This window comes from Methylobacterium sp. P5_C11, from assembly GCF_054049775.1.
Genome location: NZ_JBFULS010000059.1, coordinates 1 through 16,506, shown reverse-complemented (window position 1 = coordinate 16,506; position 16,506 = coordinate 1). Strand labels below are relative to the sequence as shown.

Annotated in this window: 13 protein-coding genes; 8 read left to right on the top strand and 5 right to left on the bottom strand. The window is 71.9% G+C overall.

Annotated elements, in window-relative coordinates; translation table 11 throughout:
- Positions 1-94 precede the first annotated feature (94 nt).
- Both ACXJKQ_RS23250 and ACXJKQ_RS23245 read right to left on the bottom strand, forming a co-directional pair.
- Entirely contained in the window at positions 95-2,371 is a 2,277-nt protein-coding gene (locus tag ACXJKQ_RS23250; protein ID WP_457108064.1) for a TonB-dependent siderophore receptor, read from the bottom strand.
- A gap of 227 nt (positions 2,372-2,598) precedes the next feature.
- Positions 2,599-3,861, bottom strand: coding sequence for an alpha/beta hydrolase (locus ACXJKQ_RS23245; RefSeq protein WP_457108063.1), 1,263 nt, complete (start codon positions 3,859-3,861; stop codon positions 2,599-2,601).
- A gap of 292 nt (positions 3,862-4,153) precedes the next feature.
- Between ACXJKQ_RS23245 and ACXJKQ_RS23240 the strand changes: the two genes are divergently transcribed.
- Complete coding sequence (locus ACXJKQ_RS23240) at positions 4,154-4,339, top strand: hypothetical protein (RefSeq protein ID WP_457108062.1); 186 nt, start codon at positions 4,154-4,156, stop codon at positions 4,337-4,339.
- A gap of 17 nt (positions 4,340-4,356) precedes the next feature.
- Here the strand turns inward: ACXJKQ_RS23240 and ACXJKQ_RS23235 are convergent, their stop codons facing one another.
- Both ACXJKQ_RS23235 and ACXJKQ_RS23230 read right to left on the bottom strand, forming a co-directional pair.
- Complete coding sequence (locus tag ACXJKQ_RS23235; protein WP_457108061.1) at positions 4,357-5,997, bottom strand: acyl-CoA synthetase; 1,641 nt, start codon at positions 5,995-5,997, stop codon at positions 4,357-4,359.
- A gap of 79 nt (positions 5,998-6,076) precedes the next feature.
- Positions 6,077-6,637, bottom strand: coding sequence for a PAS domain-containing protein (locus ACXJKQ_RS23230; RefSeq protein WP_457108060.1), 561 nt, complete (start codon positions 6,635-6,637; stop codon positions 6,077-6,079).
- A gap of 370 nt (positions 6,638-7,007) precedes the next feature.
- Between ACXJKQ_RS23230 and ACXJKQ_RS23225 the strand changes: the two genes are divergently transcribed.
- The 6 genes from ACXJKQ_RS23225 (at position 7,008) to ACXJKQ_RS23200 (ending at position 13,026) form a co-directional block, all read left to right on the top strand.
- Positions 7,008-7,655: an AAA family ATPase gene (locus tag ACXJKQ_RS23225; protein WP_457108059.1), complete on the top strand. Its 648-nt coding sequence runs from the start codon at positions 7,008-7,010 to the stop codon at positions 7,653-7,655.
- Complete coding sequence (locus tag ACXJKQ_RS23220; RefSeq protein WP_457108058.1) at positions 7,639-7,977, top strand: ribbon-helix-helix domain-containing protein; 339 nt, start codon at positions 7,639-7,641, stop codon at positions 7,975-7,977. Before ACXJKQ_RS23225 ends, ACXJKQ_RS23220 begins: the two co-directional genes overlap by 17 nt.
- A 455-nt stretch (positions 7,978-8,432) precedes the next feature.
- On the top strand, positions 8,433-9,767 hold the full coding sequence (locus tag ACXJKQ_RS23215) for a septal ring lytic transglycosylase RlpA family protein (protein WP_457108079.1): 1,335 nt from the start codon (positions 8,433-8,435) through the stop codon (positions 9,765-9,767).
- Between the two features lie 140 nt (positions 9,768-9,907).
- Positions 9,908-11,116: a D-alanyl-D-alanine carboxypeptidase family protein gene (locus ACXJKQ_RS23210; protein WP_457108057.1), complete on the top strand. Its 1,209-nt coding sequence runs from the start codon at positions 9,908-9,910 to the stop codon at positions 11,114-11,116.
- Between the two features lie 10 nt (positions 11,117-11,126).
- On the top strand, positions 11,127-11,855 hold the full coding sequence (tmk, locus tag ACXJKQ_RS23205; protein WP_457108056.1) for a dTMP kinase: 729 nt from the start codon (positions 11,127-11,129) through the stop codon (positions 11,853-11,855).
- A 118-nt stretch (positions 11,856-11,973) separates the two neighbouring features.
- Positions 11,974-13,026: a DNA polymerase III subunit delta' gene (locus tag ACXJKQ_RS23200; protein ID WP_457108055.1), complete on the top strand. Its 1,053-nt coding sequence runs from the start codon at positions 11,974-11,976 to the stop codon at positions 13,024-13,026.
- Positions 13,027-13,086: 60 nt separating this feature from the next.
- Here ACXJKQ_RS23200 and ACXJKQ_RS23195 read toward each other — a convergent pair whose 3' ends face one another.
- A complete protein-coding gene (locus tag ACXJKQ_RS23195; RefSeq protein WP_457108054.1) occupies positions 13,087-14,091 on the bottom strand; it encodes a helix-turn-helix domain-containing protein in 1,005 nt (334 codons plus the stop codon).
- 276 nt (positions 14,092-14,367) lie between these two features.
- Here ACXJKQ_RS23195 and ACXJKQ_RS23190 point away from each other — a divergent pair, with 276 nt between their 5' ends.
- Complete coding sequence (locus tag ACXJKQ_RS23190) at positions 14,368-15,846, top strand: methyl-accepting chemotaxis protein (protein ID WP_457108053.1); 1,479 nt, start codon at positions 14,368-14,370, stop codon at positions 15,844-15,846.
- The last annotated feature ends 660 nt before the right edge of the window (positions 15,847-16,506 follow it).

Sequence of the window (16,506 nt, the reverse complement as noted above, 5' to 3'; positions counted from 1 at the left end):
ATGTCGCGCTACCCTGGGTCGCTTCGCTACGCTCGCGATGACGGGGCGGGTCACCACGCTGCGGGCGGTCGCAAACGGGACCGCCCGAGCCGCTTCACCACTTGTAGCTGACCTTCGCCAGCACCCGCCGGGCGTCGCCGTAGAAGCAGGACACGTTCGACTGGCAGGAGGCCACGTAGCGCCGGTCGGCGAGGTTCGAGGCGTTCACCTGGAAGCGCCAGTTCTCGTAATCGTAGTGGACCTGCGCGTCGAACAGCACGTAGTCGGGCACCCGCAGGGTATTGCCGACATCCGCGAACGAGCTGCCGACGTAGCGCACGCCGCCGCCGAAGCCGAAGCCGCGCCACGGCCCGAGCGGGATCGTGTAGTCGGCGAACAGCGACGCCAGGGTCTGGGGGATGTTGACCGGACTCTTGCCGACCCGCACCGGGTCGGGATCCCGTACGGTGGTGAAGTCGAACTTGGTGAACGAGGCGACGAGGTTGAGGCCGTCGGCGATGTTGGCGACGAGCTGCGCCTCGAAGCCGGTGGAGCGCACCGCGCCGAGCTGGGTGTTGAACAGCGTGTTGACCGGGTTCGGGGTGAGCACGTTGTTGCGGTGGATGTCGAAGCCGGCGAGCGTCAGGAAGTAGCCCTGGCCGGGCGGCTCGAACTTCACGCCGCCCTCGACCTGATCGCCCGTGTCGGGCTTGAAGGCGCGGTTGTTGATGTCCGAGCCGATCTCGGGCTGGAACGAGGTCGCGTACATGATGTAGGGCGCGAGGCCGAAGTCGAAATTGTAGATCGCCGCCGCCCGGTAGGTGAAGGCGCTGTCGTTGCGGCCGTTGGTGTTCGACGGCGTCAGGCGGTCGTAGACGGTGTTCTGGACGAAGTCCTGGCGGCCGCCGAGGATCAGGGTCAGCTCCGGCGTGAGCTTGATCTGGTCCTGGACGTAGAGGCCGACCTGCTGGAACGCGTCGGCGTTGACCAGGTAGGGCGAGGCCGAGACCGCCTGCGGGCCGTAAGAGGGCGCGAAGATGTTGAGGTTCGGGCCGGGGAAGCCCGAGGCCTGGTTGTCGTGGATCTGGAAGTTCCGGTACTCGATTCCCATCAGGACGTCGTGGCGGAAGAAGCCGTCGGAGAACTTGGCCTCGGCCTGCGTGTCGACGTCGAGCTGCGCGATCTTGGCGGAATCCCGGAACAGGTAGCGGCCGAGCTGGGTCTGCAGCGGGTCGGCGTAGCCGAGCTGGCCGATATACGAGTTCTGGTAGCTCTGCGTGTAGGCGTAGCGGGCGTTCTGGCGCACCGCCCAGGTGTCGTCGAAGACGTGCTCGAACTCGTAGCCGATGAAGGCCTGGTCGCGCCGGTAGGTGTTGAAGCCGGCATCGCCGACGTTGAGCGAGCGCGGGATGCGCAGGCCGAGCACGGTCGGCCGCGCCGTGCCGTAATAGGGCAGGAAGTTCGCCGTCACCGCCGTGTTGTCGTGCTGGAAGCTCGACAGGACCGTGAACTTGGTCGACCCGTCCGGCTTATAGGTGAAGGCCGGGGCGATGTAGTAGCTGTCGTCCGGCGCCCCCTGGACCTGCGTGCCGCCGTTGCGGGCGTAGCCGGTCAGGCGGGTGAACCAGTGCCCCTCGGCGTCGGCCGGGCCGCCGACGTCGAAGGCGGCGTAGCGCTGGTCGAAGGAGCCGCCGCCGACCTCGATGAGCCCGAACGGGCTCTCGGTCGGGCGCTTGCTGATCTGGTTGATCAGGCCGCCGGGATTGCCGGCGCCGAACAGCACCGCGGAGGGGCCGCGCAGCACCTCGACGCGCTCCAGCCCGAACGTGTTCACCCGGCTGTAGGCGAAGCCGTAGTTCAGGAGCTGCAGGCCGTTGAGGTAGAGGCCGTAATCGCTGACCACGAAGCCGCGCAGCTGGAAGAAGTCGAGGCGCGAGTCGGCGCCGAAGGTGCCCGCGTAGGTGCCGGCGACGTACTGGGTCGCCTGGGTGAGGGTCTGGGCGTTCTGGGTGTCGAGCTGCTGCCGGCCCACGACGGTGATCGATTGCGGGGTCTCGATCAGCGGGGTGTTGGTCTTGGTCGCGGTGGCCGAGCGCCGGGCCACGTAGCCGTCGATCGGACCCGTCGGGCTCTCGGCGGCGCGCGCCGGCGCTCCGGCGCGGACCGCGGAGACCGGTGCGCCGCCGCCCTGGCTCTCGACGCTCAGCTCCCCGAGCTGCACGGAGCCGTCCGCCGCCGGGCGGGCAGCGCGGCGCGGTGGCGCGTCCTGCGCCAGGGCTGCGACCGGCGCGGCCTGCGCCAGGACGGCGAGCGAGGCGCCGGCGAGCAGGGTGCGCAGGGTGCGCAGGGTGACGCGCCGGACGACGCAGGGGAGGGGTTGGGCGGCTCTCATGGTCTCTCGCCGGATGCGACGCTGCGGGCAGCCGGCCGCGTTCGCCGGACTCGTCCCCGACGCCTCAAGCGGGCTGTTTAGAATTGTGATAAACTACTGTAATACTTGATGTTTCTCCGACCCGGACTACGGACAGCCGGGCGCATCCGCAAGCGGCCTTCACGCGGAAGGCGACGGCTGTTGCCGTTGCGACACGTATCGGTGAAGTGGGAGGCGGCGCCCCGGGGCTACCGCAGGCGCCCCGCGAGCCAGCCGGCCAGGACGTCCGCGACGGCGTCGCTGTTCGTCTCCAGCATCATCATGTGGCCGTTGCCGTGGAGGTCCCGGTCGGCCAGCCGGATCACGTCCGGCTTGGCGCCGGCCTGGGCCAGGAAGGCGATGGTGCACTCGTCGTAGGTGGCGTGGAAGGAGGCCTCCGCGGTCACCACCACGGTGGGCACCTTGGCGAGGTTCGGCAGGGTCCGGGCGGGCTCGCCCTGCAGCCAGCAGCGGATCCGCCCGTCCACCGCCTTGCCGTCGGATCCCTTGGCCTGCTGCGCGACGGCCAGGTCCTCGGGCGCCTTGACCGGCGGGTCGAAGGTCAGCGGCATGCGGGTCAGCCCGTAGGCGCGGGCGCGCCCGTCCCCGGTCTTCTCCCAGAAGTCCTTGCCGCCGCGGAACTGCACGTCGAAGAAGGGCGGCCCGTTGGGCTCGACGGCGACGTGCGCCTTCACGAGGTCCGGCCGCGCGTCGGAGACCGCCCAGCCGAACAGGGCCGCCTGGCCGTGGGTCAGCAGGATCGCCGGCCCGATCTTCTCGAGCAGCGCCGTCAGCGCGGGGTCGACCAGCTCCTCGGTCTGCTGGCTGTTGGCGAGGAACGGGACCTGGCTGGCGAAGAACTGGTCGAAGGCGGCGTTGCCCTGCACGCCGGCCCCGCCCGGCCAGCGGGTGTGCAGCTTGGCCTGGGGATACAGGTCGTAGACCTCGGGCGCCGTGTGGGTCCGCTCCAGGCTGCGGGTGCCGAGCCGGTCGTAGGGACCGTAGACCTCCGGGTTGGTGCCCGAGCGCCCGCGGCCGACCTGATCGACCACGTAGACCTGATAGCCCTTCTCGACGAAGCGCTGCACCCAGCCCGGCCGGCCGTCCGCGGTGGCAAGGTAGTTCACGCCGGTCTGGGCGAGGCCGTGGACCATCACCACCGGATAGGGTTGCGTGATCCGGGCCGGCGTGCGCGACTGCACGAACATCTGGCCGACCATCACGGTCTTGTCGCCGAGCTTCTCGTAGCGGCCGCCGATGTAGGCGTAGCCGGCGCGGGTCACCGGCTCGGCCGGCGCCGCGGCGGGCGGCTGCGCCTGGGGCGATTCCGAGGGCGGCGCGGCCTGGGCCGTGACCGGCGGCGGCTGGACCGGCACGGTTCCCTGGGCCAGGGCCGGTCCCGCGGCCAGGATCAGCCCCTGAACGGCGAGCAGCGCCGCGCGGGCGCCGTTCGCGATGCCGCTTCCGGCCATGCCGTCTCTCTCCCGGATGCGCGCCGCTCCGCGCGGGCGCTTATTGCGGGAAACGCAACGTTCGGCCAGCCTGGAAAGCTGCACGGGTCCGGGCGCGACGGCGGCCAGCCGGCCGGGGAAGCGTCGCGGTAACCAGGATCACGGCCGAGCCCGGCCCCGGACGCATGCCAGGCGCGACCGCGGCGGCGCTGGCGCGGGGCGGGCGGCGCGACCACCTTGGAGAGGCACCGGCGCCGTCTGCGGCGCCCCCCGCCCGGATGGCCCGCGCGGGGCGAAGCCAAGGACTCCCGCCGTGGATCCCGCAACCGCCAAGACCCTGGTCTCCGCCGCCCTGGTCGCCTCCATCGCCGTGTTCAGCCTGATGTCGCTCCAGGATGTCGTCGCCCTGATCCTGGCCGACCTGCGCGGCGCCGGCTCCGCCCCGGAGGCCGCCCCGGTCCCGGTCCGCGCCGACCGCCGGGACCCGCCGCAGGCCTGACCCGGCCCGCAGACCGGTCAGGCCCCGTCGTCCTCCCGGGCGCGGGCGCGCAGGAGGTATTTCTGCACCTTTCCGGTGGAGGTCTTGGGCAGGTCGCCGAACACGACGTGGCGCGGGAGCTTGTAGGAGGCCAGGCGCCCGCGGCACCACTGGATCAGCTCGTCGGCGCTCGGGCTCGCCCCCGGCTTCAGCTCCACGAAGGCGCAGGGCGTCTCGCCCCATTTCGCGTCGGGCTTGGCCACCACCGCGGCGGCGGCCACCGCGGGATGCTTGAACAGGGCATCCTCGACCTCGATCGACGAGATGTTCTCGCCCCCCGAGATGATGATGTCCTTCGAGCGGTCCTTGAGCTGCACATAGCCGTCCGGGTGCTTCACCCCGAGGTCGCCGGTGCGGAACCAGCCGCCCTTGAAGGCGGCCTGCGTGGCCGCCGGATTCTTGAGGTAGCCGCGCATCACCACGTTGCCGCGCATCATCACCTCGCCGATCGTCGCCCCGTCGGCGGGCACCGGCTCGAGGGTCTCCGGGTCGCGCACGTCCAGCCCCTCCAGCACCGGGTAGCGGACGCCCTGGCGGGCCTTCTTGGCCGCCCGCTGGTCGGCCGCCAGCGCGTCCCAGTCGGCGTGCCAGGCGTTGACCACGGCCGGACCGTAGCTCTCGGTCAGGCCGTAGAGATGGGTCACCTCGAACCCGGCCTCCGACATGCCGGCCAGCACCGCCTCCGGCGGCGGCGCCGCGGCGGTGAAGAAGGCGACGCGCCGGGGCAGGTCGCGGCGCTCGGCATCGGGGGCGTTGATCAGCATCTGCATGACGATCGGGGCGCCGCAGAGATGCGTGACCCCGTGCTCGGCCATCAGCCGGTACATCGCCTCCGCCCGCACGTGGCGCAGGCAGACATGGGTCCCGGCCACGATCGACAGGGTCCAGGGGAAGCACCAGCCGTTGCAGTGGAACATCGGCAGGGTCCAGAGATAGACCGGGTGCTGGCCGAGCCCGCCCGTGATGACGTTGCCGAGCGCCAGCAGCGCCGCCCCGCGATGGTGGTAGACCACGCCCTTCGGATCGCCGGTGGTGCCCGACGTGTAGTTCAGGGCGATCGCGTCCCACTCGTCGTCCGGCAGACGCCAGTCGTGCTCCGGGTCGCCCCCGGCCAGGAACGATTCGTAGTCGGTGTCGCCGAGGCGCGCGCCCGGGCCGCCATAGTCGGGGTCGTCGACGTCGATGACGAAGGGCTTGGTCTCCAGGCCCTCCAGCGCCGCGGCGGCCGTCCGGGAGAATTCGCGGTCGGTGATCAGCACCTTGGCCTCGCCGTGCTCCAGGCAGAAGCGGATCGCGTCGGCGTCGAGGCGGGTGTTGAGGGTGTTGAGCACCGCCCCGGTCATCGGCACGCCGTAATGGCACTCGACCATCTCGGGGGTGTTGGCGAGCAGCGCCGCCACGGTGTCGCCGCGGCCGAGCCCGCGCGCCGCCAGGGCCGAGGCGAGGCGGCGCGCCCGGGCGTAGAGGTCCCGGTAGGAGCGCCGCAGGGGGCCGTGGACCACCGCCACGTGGTCGGGAAAAACCCGCGCGGCCCGGTCGAGGTAGAGCAGGGGGGTCAGCGGCTGGTGATTGGCCGGGACGCGGTCGAGGTCGCGGTCGTAGATCGTGTCGCGGGCCATCCCCGTCCTCCCGGCAAAGTGTTGCCGGGACAGTAGCTGGCCGGGACGGGCGCGATCAATCGGGCGGCCGCCGGCGTCCTCAGTGGCGCGGCTCGTCCTCGGGCTCCGGCAGGAAGCGGGCGAGTTCGAAGCCGATCTCGATCATCAGGTGCTCGATCCGGTCGGTGAGCGCCGGCCGGTGCAGGGCGCGGGCGAGGTCGCGCAGGGCGATGATGTGCTCGGCCATCCGGTTCACCACCCGCTCGCTCTGCACGAGGTTGGCCGCCTGCTCCTCGGTGCGGTCGATGGCGATGCCGCGCCCGCGGGTCGCCCCGCCGGCCGGGTCCCGCTCGATCCGGCCGCGCATCAGCAGCGTGCGGATGCCGGTCCGCGTGTCCCGGGTTCGGAACTCCGCCTCCACGGGGCCGCCGGTCTCGGCCACCGCGTGCAGGTAGCTCTCGATCCGGATGCGATCCTCGGGATGGGTGCGGTCGAGGAAGGCCTCGAGGGACACCCCGGCGGCGGCGGTCTCGGGGTCGAGGCCGAGCAGACCCGCGAAGGAGGCCGACAGCGCCAGCTGTCCGGCCCAGTAATCGTGAGCCCAGGTGCCGACCACGCCGGAGGCCTCCAGAATCGATTGCGGGATCGGGGCTTCAGCCATGCCATTCCTCGCCGGAGCGACCGGGGTGAGTAAACTTGAGGTTTTCACCCCCGGCAAGCTCCTGGTATCTGCGCGGTCACGCTACGGTATCCTGGCGGCGCTGGAAAGGCTGTTAACCTCTTATCGATCGCGAATCTTAACTTGAAGTTTAGGTGGATGTCCTGTCGCGGGTCCGGAACCGAATGACCGGGCGGGCTCTGGTCTTAACGATGCGTTAACCATGCCGGCGTCACGTTGTGCCGGGACATCCTTGGGTCACAGGATCGCGGCACGCCGCGACTCGCATACCTGAGGTTTGAACGGACGGCGCAGCGACAGGCGGTCGCGAACGCCCGGACGGATGTACGGGGCCTTCTGGAGGACGCCCAGGATGAAAGCGATCACCTTCGTCACGCAGAAGGGCGGCAGCGGCAAGAGCACGCTGTGCATCTCCCTGGCGGTGGCCGCCCGGGAGGCGGGCCACACGGTCTGCATCCTGGAGATGGACCGGCAGGCGACGATCTCCGACTGGCTCGACCACCGCACCGCCGACGGTCCGGAGGTGGCGCAGATCGACGCCACGCAGATCGACGCCGTGATGGAGCGCCTGCGCGACTCGGCCTACGACTACGTGTTCATCGACACGCCGGGGGTCGATTCCACCGGCACCCTCTCGGCGATCCGCGCGGCGGACCTGTGCATCATCCCGTGCCGGCCGACCCCCGCGGACCTGCGGGCGTTCAAGCCGACGCTGGCCGCCGTCTACCGGCTGGAGAAGAAGTTCGCCTTCGTGCTGAACCAGACTCCGCCGCGCTCCTACCGGGTCCGCGACGCCGCGGACGGACTGGCGGTGCTCGGCATCCTGCCCGACGTCAACATCGTCGCCCGCGCCGACCATCAGGACGCGATCGGCCTCGGCCAGGGCGTCACGGAATTCAACCCCAAGGGTCAGGCCGCCGGGGAGGTCCGCCGCCTCTGGTCCTGGATCGAGCGCCGCACGCAGTCCCTGAGGTCGGGTCAGCATGTCCAAGCCGCCTAAGCTCAGCCTCGCGGCGATCGTGGCCTCGGCGAACCCGCAGGTGAATCCCCTCGCCCGATCCGCGCCGGGGGGCCGGCCGCAGGGTGCCGAGATCGTGTCGCTGACCCTGGCGCCCCCGGCGCCGAAGCCCGCGGCCACGCTCAAGCAGCGCGCCCACCAGATGTCGGTCTACCTGGAGCCGCCGGTCTACGACCAGTTGCGCGACCTCGCCTATGCCGAGCGGACCAAGATGCACGCCTTGATCCTGGAGGGGCTCGACCTGCTGTTCAAGCAGCGCGGCGCCCAGTCGATCGCGCAGCTGACGGAGACGCCGCCGCGCTGAGGGAGATCCGCGCCGGCAGGCGGAGGGAAGCGGAGGGCGAGCGATCGGAGACCCGCGCCTGGCGGAGTTCGGGTCCCCGCGCCTGACGAGAGGCGGACAGGGGCAGTGAGGGTGGCCGGCTCGCGCGCCGGGCACGCGCCGACCGCGCCGCGGTGGCGCGCCCCGTCCCGAACCACGGCGCGAACATTGTGGCCCATGGCCGGGGCGGGATCCGCGCGATGGCGGATCTCTGATTTCTTACAACTTAACAGATAGTTGTTCGATTTTTCTCATCAAATGCACGAGATCCTCGGCTCCCTCTGGCGCAGGATCTGAACCCCGACGGCCGCCGTCGTTCAGGCTTCCTTTACGCGACCGCTACAATTCTGGGTGGACCCGGTCGCGGTCCTCTGGACGCGGGCGGGTCCGGTCCGGTTCCGGACCCCGGTCACGCGTAGAGTTTGGTGAACCCCACGATGGTGCGCACGACGCTCCCCAGGCCGGCGCGCCTCGCCCTGCGGCTCATGGCCATCTCGGGCGTGGCCCTGGCCACGGCCAACTGCGCGACCTCGCCTCAGCAGAAGCTCGCCGCCGGGAACGGCATCGACCCGAAATATGGGGTCAAGGCGAGCCCGCGCCTCTACAACGAGGGCGACGCGATCCCGAAGGGCGGCGGGCGCCGCTATACCGGCAAGCCCTACGTGGTGGCCGGGCAGACCTACGTGCCCAAGGAGAATCCGAACGGCTACGTCCGCGAGGGGCTCGCCTCCTGGTACGGCTCGGCCTTTCACGGCCGGATGACCGCCAACGGCGAGGTGTTCGATCGCCACTCGATCGCCGCCGCCCACCCGACCCTGCCGCTGCCGAGCTACGCCCGGGTGACGAATCTCGACAACGGCTACTCGATGGTGGTGCGCGTCAACGACCGCGGCCCCTACCATGCCGGGCGCGTCATGGACGTGTCCGAGGAGGCGGCCGATGCGCTGGGCTTCCACCGCAAGGGCACCGCGCATGTCCGCGTCGAGTATGTCGGCAAGGCCTCGGTGGCCGGCAGCGACGACCGCAAGCTGCTCGCCAGCCTGCGCACCGACGGGCGCCCGGCCGGCCGCTCGACCGTGATGATGGCCGATCTCGGCCCGACGGAGGACACCGAGCGCTTCGCGCGCTCCGCCCCGGCGCCGCTCGCCTTCCGGCCCGCCCAGGATTCCGCTCCGGAGCCGGCCGAGGCCCCGGCCGCGCGGCCCGAGCGGCCGACGCCGGTGCGCGCGCCGATCGTCCTGGCCTCGGCCGCCGTGACGGTCCCGGCGGCCGTGCAGCCCACCGCCCCCCGGGTGCGGGAGTTCCGGCCCGCCCCCGTCCAGACCGCCGCCAGGGGCGGCGGCCTCGCGGCCGGGAACCTGAAGGTCGCGGGTCTCAACCCAAGCCTCGCCCAGGCCCTCGCCCCGGCCCCGCCGCCGGCGCACGGTCTTGCCGCCGGAAAGTTCACCCCGAAACCCGGGCCGGCGGCCCGTCCGGCGCTCGCCGAGGTCCACGGCCGGGGGATTGCGGCACCCGGCCCGACGAAGCTCGCCCAGGGTCCCTCCGTGCCCCCATCCGCGCGCCCCTCGGCGCCCCCCGTGGCGATGCCGGTCGCGGCCAAGCTCGCCATGGCGCGCCTCGCCGCGGTGCCGGCCAAGGCGGCCGGTGCCAAGGGCGGCGCGACCGCCGGCGCCGTGCCGACGAAGACGGCGGCCGCCAAGGCACCCGCGGTGAAGGCGCCTGCTGTGAAGGCCGCCGGGGGGCAGCACGCCCGCCTCGCCGGGATCTACTGAGGCCGGCCCCTCGGAGGATCCGGCCGCCGATGCGGCATTTCGCGTTCGATCCGCAGCCGAAACCGTAATATGGTCACGCTTGTTATTGGGATACGGCCGGAACGCTTCCGGCCCGACGGCAGGCGCGGGACGGAACGGTGATGCGCAGACCCCTTCTCACCCTCCTCGCGGCCGCCTGCGCGCTGGGCGCCGGCCTCGCCGCCGCCGCCGCGCAGAGCTTCCAGACCGCGGCCCCGCACGCGATCCTGATCGACGCCGATTCCGGCTCGGTCCTGTTCGAGAAGGCCGCCGACGAGCGGTTCTCGCCGGCCAGCATGGCCAAGCTGATGACCACCGACATCGTGTTCGAGGCGCTGAAATCCGGGCGCCTGTCGATGGACACGGAGTTCACCGTCACCGAGGACGCGTGGAAGCGCGGCGGCGCGGGGGGCGGCGGCTCGTCGATGTTCGCGCAGGTCAACAGCCGCATCAAGATGGCGGACCTGCTGCGCGGCCTGATCGTGCAGTCGGGCAACGACGCGGCCATCACCATCGCGGAGAACATGGCCGGGTCCGAGGAGGCCTTCGCCGGCCTGATGAACCAGCGCGCCAAGGAGATCGGGCTGACGAACTCGACCTTCCGCAACGCCACCGGCTACTCGGCGCCCGACCAGAAGGTCACGGCCCGGGACATGGCCAAGCTCGCCCTCCACATCATCGAGACCTACCCGGACTACTACAAGATCTTCTCCGAGAAGGAGTTCACCTGGAACAAGATCCGCCAGCAGAACCGCAACCCGCTGCTCGCCCTCGATATCGGCGCGGACGGGCTCAAGACCGGCTACCTGGAGGAATCCGGCTACGCGCTCACGGGCTCGGCGGTGCAGAACGGCCAGCGGCTCGTGCTGGTGGTCTCGGGGCTCAAGACCGCCCGGGACCGCGCCTCCGAGGCGCGCAAGCTGATGGAATGGGGTTTTCGCGCGTTCGAGCCCCGGCAGATCTTCGCGCCCGGCGAGACGGTCGCCGAGGCCTCGGTGTTCGGCGGCCAGTCGGGCTCGGTGCCGCTGGTGGCCAAGAAGCCGGTGCGGGTGCTGCTGCCCCGCGGTTCCAGCGACCGGGTGAGCGCCAAGGCGATCTATACCGGGCCGCTCGTCGCCCCGGTGGAGGAGGGCCAGCGGGTCGGCGTCCTGCGCGTCCAGCGGGGCGACACGGTCGCCCTCGATCAGCCGCTCTATGCCGGCGCCGCGGTGGAGCAAGGCACGCTGCCGCAGCGGGCGATGGATGCGGCGCTGGAATTCGGCACCGGCCTCGTGCGCAAGGCCCTCGACCGGGCCGGCAAAGGCAGCGACAAGGCGGCCAACCCGTCGTGACCGGAGGCCCGTGACCGTGCCGTCCGCCGGGGAATCCGCGCAGGCGCGGGGCGCCTTCGTCACCTTCGAGGGCGGGGAGGGGGCCGGCAAGTCGACCCAGATCGCCCGCCTCGCCGCGACCCTGCGCGTCCGCTCCGGCCGCGCCGTGTGCGTGACCCGCGAGCCCGGCGGCTCGCCCCGGGCGGAGGAGATCCGCGCGGCGCTGCTGTCCGGCGTGGCCAAGCCCCACGGCCCCTTCGCGGAGGCGCTGCTGTTCAGCGCCGCCCGGATCGACCACCTCGACCGGCTGATCCGCCCGGCGCTCCAGCGGGGCGAGACGGTGCTGTGCGACCGCTTCATCGACTCGACCCGGGCCTATCAGGGGGCCGCCGGCGGCCTCGATCCGGGGCTCGTGGGCGCCCTGGAGCGGGTCGTGGTCGGCCCGACCCGGCCCGACCTGACCCTGATCCTCGACCTGCCCCCCGAGACCGGCCTCGCCCGTGCGGTCGCGCGGGGGGCCGGGCAGGGGGCGGGTCAAGCGGCCGACCGGTTCGAGGCCGAATCCCTCGACTTCCACACCCGCCTGCGGGACGCCTTCCTGGCGATCGCCCGGGCCGAGCCGGAGCGCTGCGCGGTGATCGACGCGGCCCGCGATCCCGATTCGGTCGAGGCCGCGATCCGCGCGGCCGTCGCGGCCCGCCTGCCGGACCTGATGGCCGAGGCAGGAGGAGGGACGGGGAGCCGCGGCGACGCGGCGTGAGGGGGTGCCTGCCCCCGTCCTGTCGCCCCGCGACCGGGGCCGCTGGGCGCCGCCCGTCGGGGCCTGTAAGCAGCACCCCCGAGCCCGCCAGTCGGACGAGAGCCCGCAGGGACGCGCCATGAAGCCCATCGACCGCGCCGCCGACGACGTCGAGCCCGGGGACCTGCCCGGCATCCCGCGCCCGCGGGAGACCCTGGGCCTCGTCGGCCACGGGGCGGCGGCCGCGGCCTTCGCGGCGGCGATCGCCGCGGGGCGCCTGCACCATGCCTGGCTGATCGGCGGCGCCCCCGGCATCGGCAAGGCGACGCTCGCCTACCGGGTCGCCCGCCGCCTGCTCGCCCATCCTGGGGGCGGGGGGCCGGCCGGGCTCGACGTGCCGGCGGGCGACCCCGTGACCGGCAAGGTCGCGGGCCTGTCGCATCCCAATCTCGTGGTCCTGCGCCGCCATCGATCCCCCGGCGCCAAGGCCCTGCCGACCAAGATCTCGGTCGACATGGTCCGCCGGGCGCTGGACCTGTTCGCATCGACGGCCACGGATTCCGGCTGGCGGGTCTGCATCCTCGACAGTGCCGAGGACCTGAATGCCAACGCCGCCAACGCCCTGCTCAAGGTGCTGGAGGAGCCGCCGCCCCGCGCCCTGTTCCTGATCCTGTCCCACCAGCCCGGCCGGCTGCTGCCGACGATCCGCTCCCGCTGCCGGGCGCTGACGCTGCGCCCCCTGGCGCCCGAGGACGTCGCGCGCGTGGTGCGCGCCCTGCCCCCACCCTTCCCGCAGCCCGACGAATCGGCCCTGGCCCGCGCCCTGGCCCCCTGCGAGGGCTCGGTCGCCCGGGCGCTGGCGATGCTCGACCCGGTCACGGCCGGCCTCGTGGCCGAGGTCGAGACCCTGCTGGCGCGGGCGCGCGACCCCGACTGGGGCCGGGTCCTGAAGCTCGCCGAGACCCTGGCGGGCCGGGACGCGGAGGCGCGGTTCGAGGCCGCCCAGGACGCGGTGCTGCGCTTCGTCTCGGCCGAGCTCGACCGCCGCCGGGGCGAGCCGCCGGCCCGTCTCGCCGCCCTGGTGGAGGTCGCCGACCGGTTCGGCCGTGTCGCCCGGGAAGCCGCCATCTACAACCTCGACCGGCGGCCGGTGGTGCTGTCGCTGTTCGGCGCGCTCGCGGAGGTCGCGTAGCGCGCGCGTCGGAGGTTCGGAACGGGCGGGGCGCCCCCGCGGGTCCGCCATCGCCCGCGCTCAGTGCCCGCGCTGCGCCTGCCGGCGCGTCTCGGAGGGCGTGCATCCGTGGAGCCGGCGATAGCGCTGCCCGAAGTCGCTCATGTGGACGAACCCCCAGCACCGCGCGATCTCGGCGATCGACCGGCGCGCGCCCGTGTCGGCGAGGAGATCCGCATGGGCGCGCGCCAGGCGCCGGTCGATGATGAACTGAACCGGCGTCCGTCCCAGCTCCGTCCGGAACGTGTTCTGGAGCGAGCGGACGCCGATCCCGGCCGCCGTCGCCACGTCGGCCAGGGTCAGGGCCGTCGCGAGATGGGCCTCGATGTAGTCGATGGCGCGCCGGAGACGGCGCGAGGCGACATCCGGCGGCGGCGCCGGAATCCCGTCGGCGCGCTTCGGCCAGGTCGAGAGCAGCTGGTAGCTCATGACCTCCTCGAGGAGGGGCAGGACCAGATCGGCGCGCCGATCGAGCCCCTGGATGCGGCCCTGGATCAGCCGGATCGTGCAGAACAGCGCCCCCATGCCGGGCCGCGTCATCTCGGCGATCGGCGCCAGGGCCGGCAGGCCCGGCTGATCGCTGCCCGTCAGCGCCGTGTTGGCCGCGGCGAGCGTGGCCGCCGCGATCGTGGCGCTCACGGCGCTCACCGCGGGCGAGGCGTGAACCTCGTGCAGCTCCTCGAAGCCCGTCAGGGTCGCGATGGCGGTCGAGGCCAGAAGATCGCCGGTTCGGCGTGACGAGACGACGTGGCCGCGCGTGACGAAGCGGATCGTCACGAGCCCGGCCACGAATTTCGGCTTGGTGACGAAGCCGCTCGACGAGCGCGTTTCCCAGACGCTCAGGGTCTCGCTCTGACTGCCGGAGATCGCGATGTCCGGCCGCGTCTCGCGCATGACATCCAGATGGACCGCGATGCCGCCGGTGTCGTTGAACCGCTTGAGCTGGGTCGGCGAGGCGATGCTGGCCGAGAACTGCGCCTGGGGCCGCCAGATGCGCGGATCGAGGGCCGCCTGAACTGTCGTCATGCCGGTCGGCTCTGAACTCCGAATGCCGTCTACGAAATCGCATTGGGCGCTTCGCAGATACCAGTAACCGGACCGCTTATTCTCACGCAAGAGGATCCAGAGAAACCGAATGTTTATAGGGTGACGTTCAGTATTATAAATTATGCGAAGTCAATATTATTATTGCGAAATAAGGCCTGTTTGTGATTCTTTAATCAATATAAAATACCGATATTGGCGTCATCTGAATAAAACGTCAGATTTCACCGCCGCCGACACCGACCCCGGGATCCTGCAATGCTGACTGTTCGCCCGCGTCTGGAGCGTCTCCTGCTCGACGCCCTGGATCGCGTCCAAGCCAAGGTCGAGTTCGGGACGGACGGGACGGTTCTCTCCGCCAACGGCCCGTTCCTGGCTCTTATGGGCTACGGCCTGTCCGAGGTGCAGGGCTGTCATCACAGTCTCTTCGTCCCGGCCCGTCATCGCGGCGGGACCGCCGATCGCGAACTCTGGGACGATCTCGGGCGGGGTCAGGCCCGCAGCGGCGAATTCCTGCGCGTCGCCCAGGATGGGCGCGAGGTCTGGATCCAGGGCAGCTACGTCCCGGTCGTCGGGCGCGGCGGTCGGATCGAGAAGGTCGTGGCGGTCGCCAGCGACATCACGGCCCTGAAGGCGGAAGCCCTGAACCTGAGCGGCCAGATCGCCGCCCTGCACCGCTCGCAGGCCGTGATCGCCTTCGATCCGATTGGCACGATCCTGGAGGCCAACGTCAATTTCCTCGACACGATGGGCTACCGCCGCAACGAGATCCAGGGGCAGCATCACAGCCTGTTCGTGGAGGCGGCCGAGCGGACCGGCGAGGCCTACGGGGCGTTCTGGGATCGGCTCGGGCGGGGCGAATTCACCGCCGGCGAGTTCCGGCGCGTGGCCAAGGACGGCCGCGACGTCTGGCTCCAGGCGACCTACAACCCGATCCTGGACGTCGACGGGCGCGTCCTGAAGGTCGTGAAGTTCGCGTCCGACATCACGGCGCAGGTCCGGGACCGCCAGCGGCGGGTCGAGGCGCAGCGGGCGATCGGCGCGGACCTCGATGCGATCGGCACGGCCGTCGAGGACGTGACCCGGCAGACGGTCACGGCGGTCGCGACGACGGGCCATGTCTCCAGCGACATCCAGTCCGTCGCCTCGGGCGCGGAGGAATTGTCGGCCTCGGTCGGCGAGATCAGCCAGCAGGTCAGCCACGCCGCGCGCATGGCCGGCGCGGCGGTCGAGCAGGCCCGGCACACCGGCGCCATCGTGGCGGGGTTGAGCGGACAAGCCGCCCAGATCGGCGACGTCGTGACCCTGATCCAGGGCATCGCCGGGCAGACCAACCTGCTGGCGCTCAACGCCACCATCGAGGCGGCGCGGGCCGGCGCGGCCGGCAAGGGCTTCGCCGTGGTCGCCGCGGAGGTCAAGGCGCTCGCCGAGCAGACCGCCCGGGCGACCGATCAGATTCGCGGGCAGATCGTCGCGACGCAGGCGGCCACGCGCGAGGCCGTCGCCGCCATCGGGTCGATCCAGGCGACGATCCAGTCCCTCGATGAGGTCTCCGGGGCGATCGCGGCCGCGGTGGAGGAGCAATCGGCGGTCACCCGCGAGATGTCGGGCAGCATGCAGACCGCCGCTCAGGGCGTCGCGACGATCGCGAGCGGCATGGAGGCGATCGCCCGGGCGAGCGAGCGGGTCGACGGGGCGACCCGGCAGGTGCGCGAAGCCGCGCGGGCGGTGTGCTGACCCGACGGACGGGCGCCCGGAGGACGGTGCGGGCGCCCGCGAACGCGGTCGAGCGGGACGCTGCCCGCCGCGCATCCCGTCCCGCGCCCGGATGCCCGTCCGCCAACCCGTGTCGCCCCCGCCGGCGGGCCGGTTGTCCGGTCCGTCGTCCGAATGCGGATCGCCGCTCCCGTGCGGACTAACGGATTCCCACATCCGCCGCGGCAACGCGGCTTGAGGACCAGGCGCGGGTCTCCTCTCCCGTGCAGGAGAGGGACAGGGTGAGGGATGGGCGGCCTCCGCAGAAAGCGCGACGGACTTGCCTGTCGACCGCGTGCTCGATCCTGACGCGTCGTGCCCCTCACCCCAACCCTCTCCCGCACGGGAGAGGGGGCGCGTCGCGCTCCGCCGCCAGCGCCCGTGTCCGACTCGAATGCGTGACCAGCGCGGCCCGCACGGGCGAGGGGACCCGCGCCTGACCCGCACGCGTCGCGGCGTCCCGCGGCGCAGGGATCTTGACAATGTTCCTATTTTGTGCTCATTAGCCGCCACCTGTCCACGGCGCCTCGGGAGCGATCCCGGGGCGTCCTTCGGGGGTCCGTGCGGTGGCTGACCGGGCGGATCCGGGGACGGGGCGGCGCCCGCGTCGGTGGCTCTCAGCCGCCATCGCCCCGGGCGGCG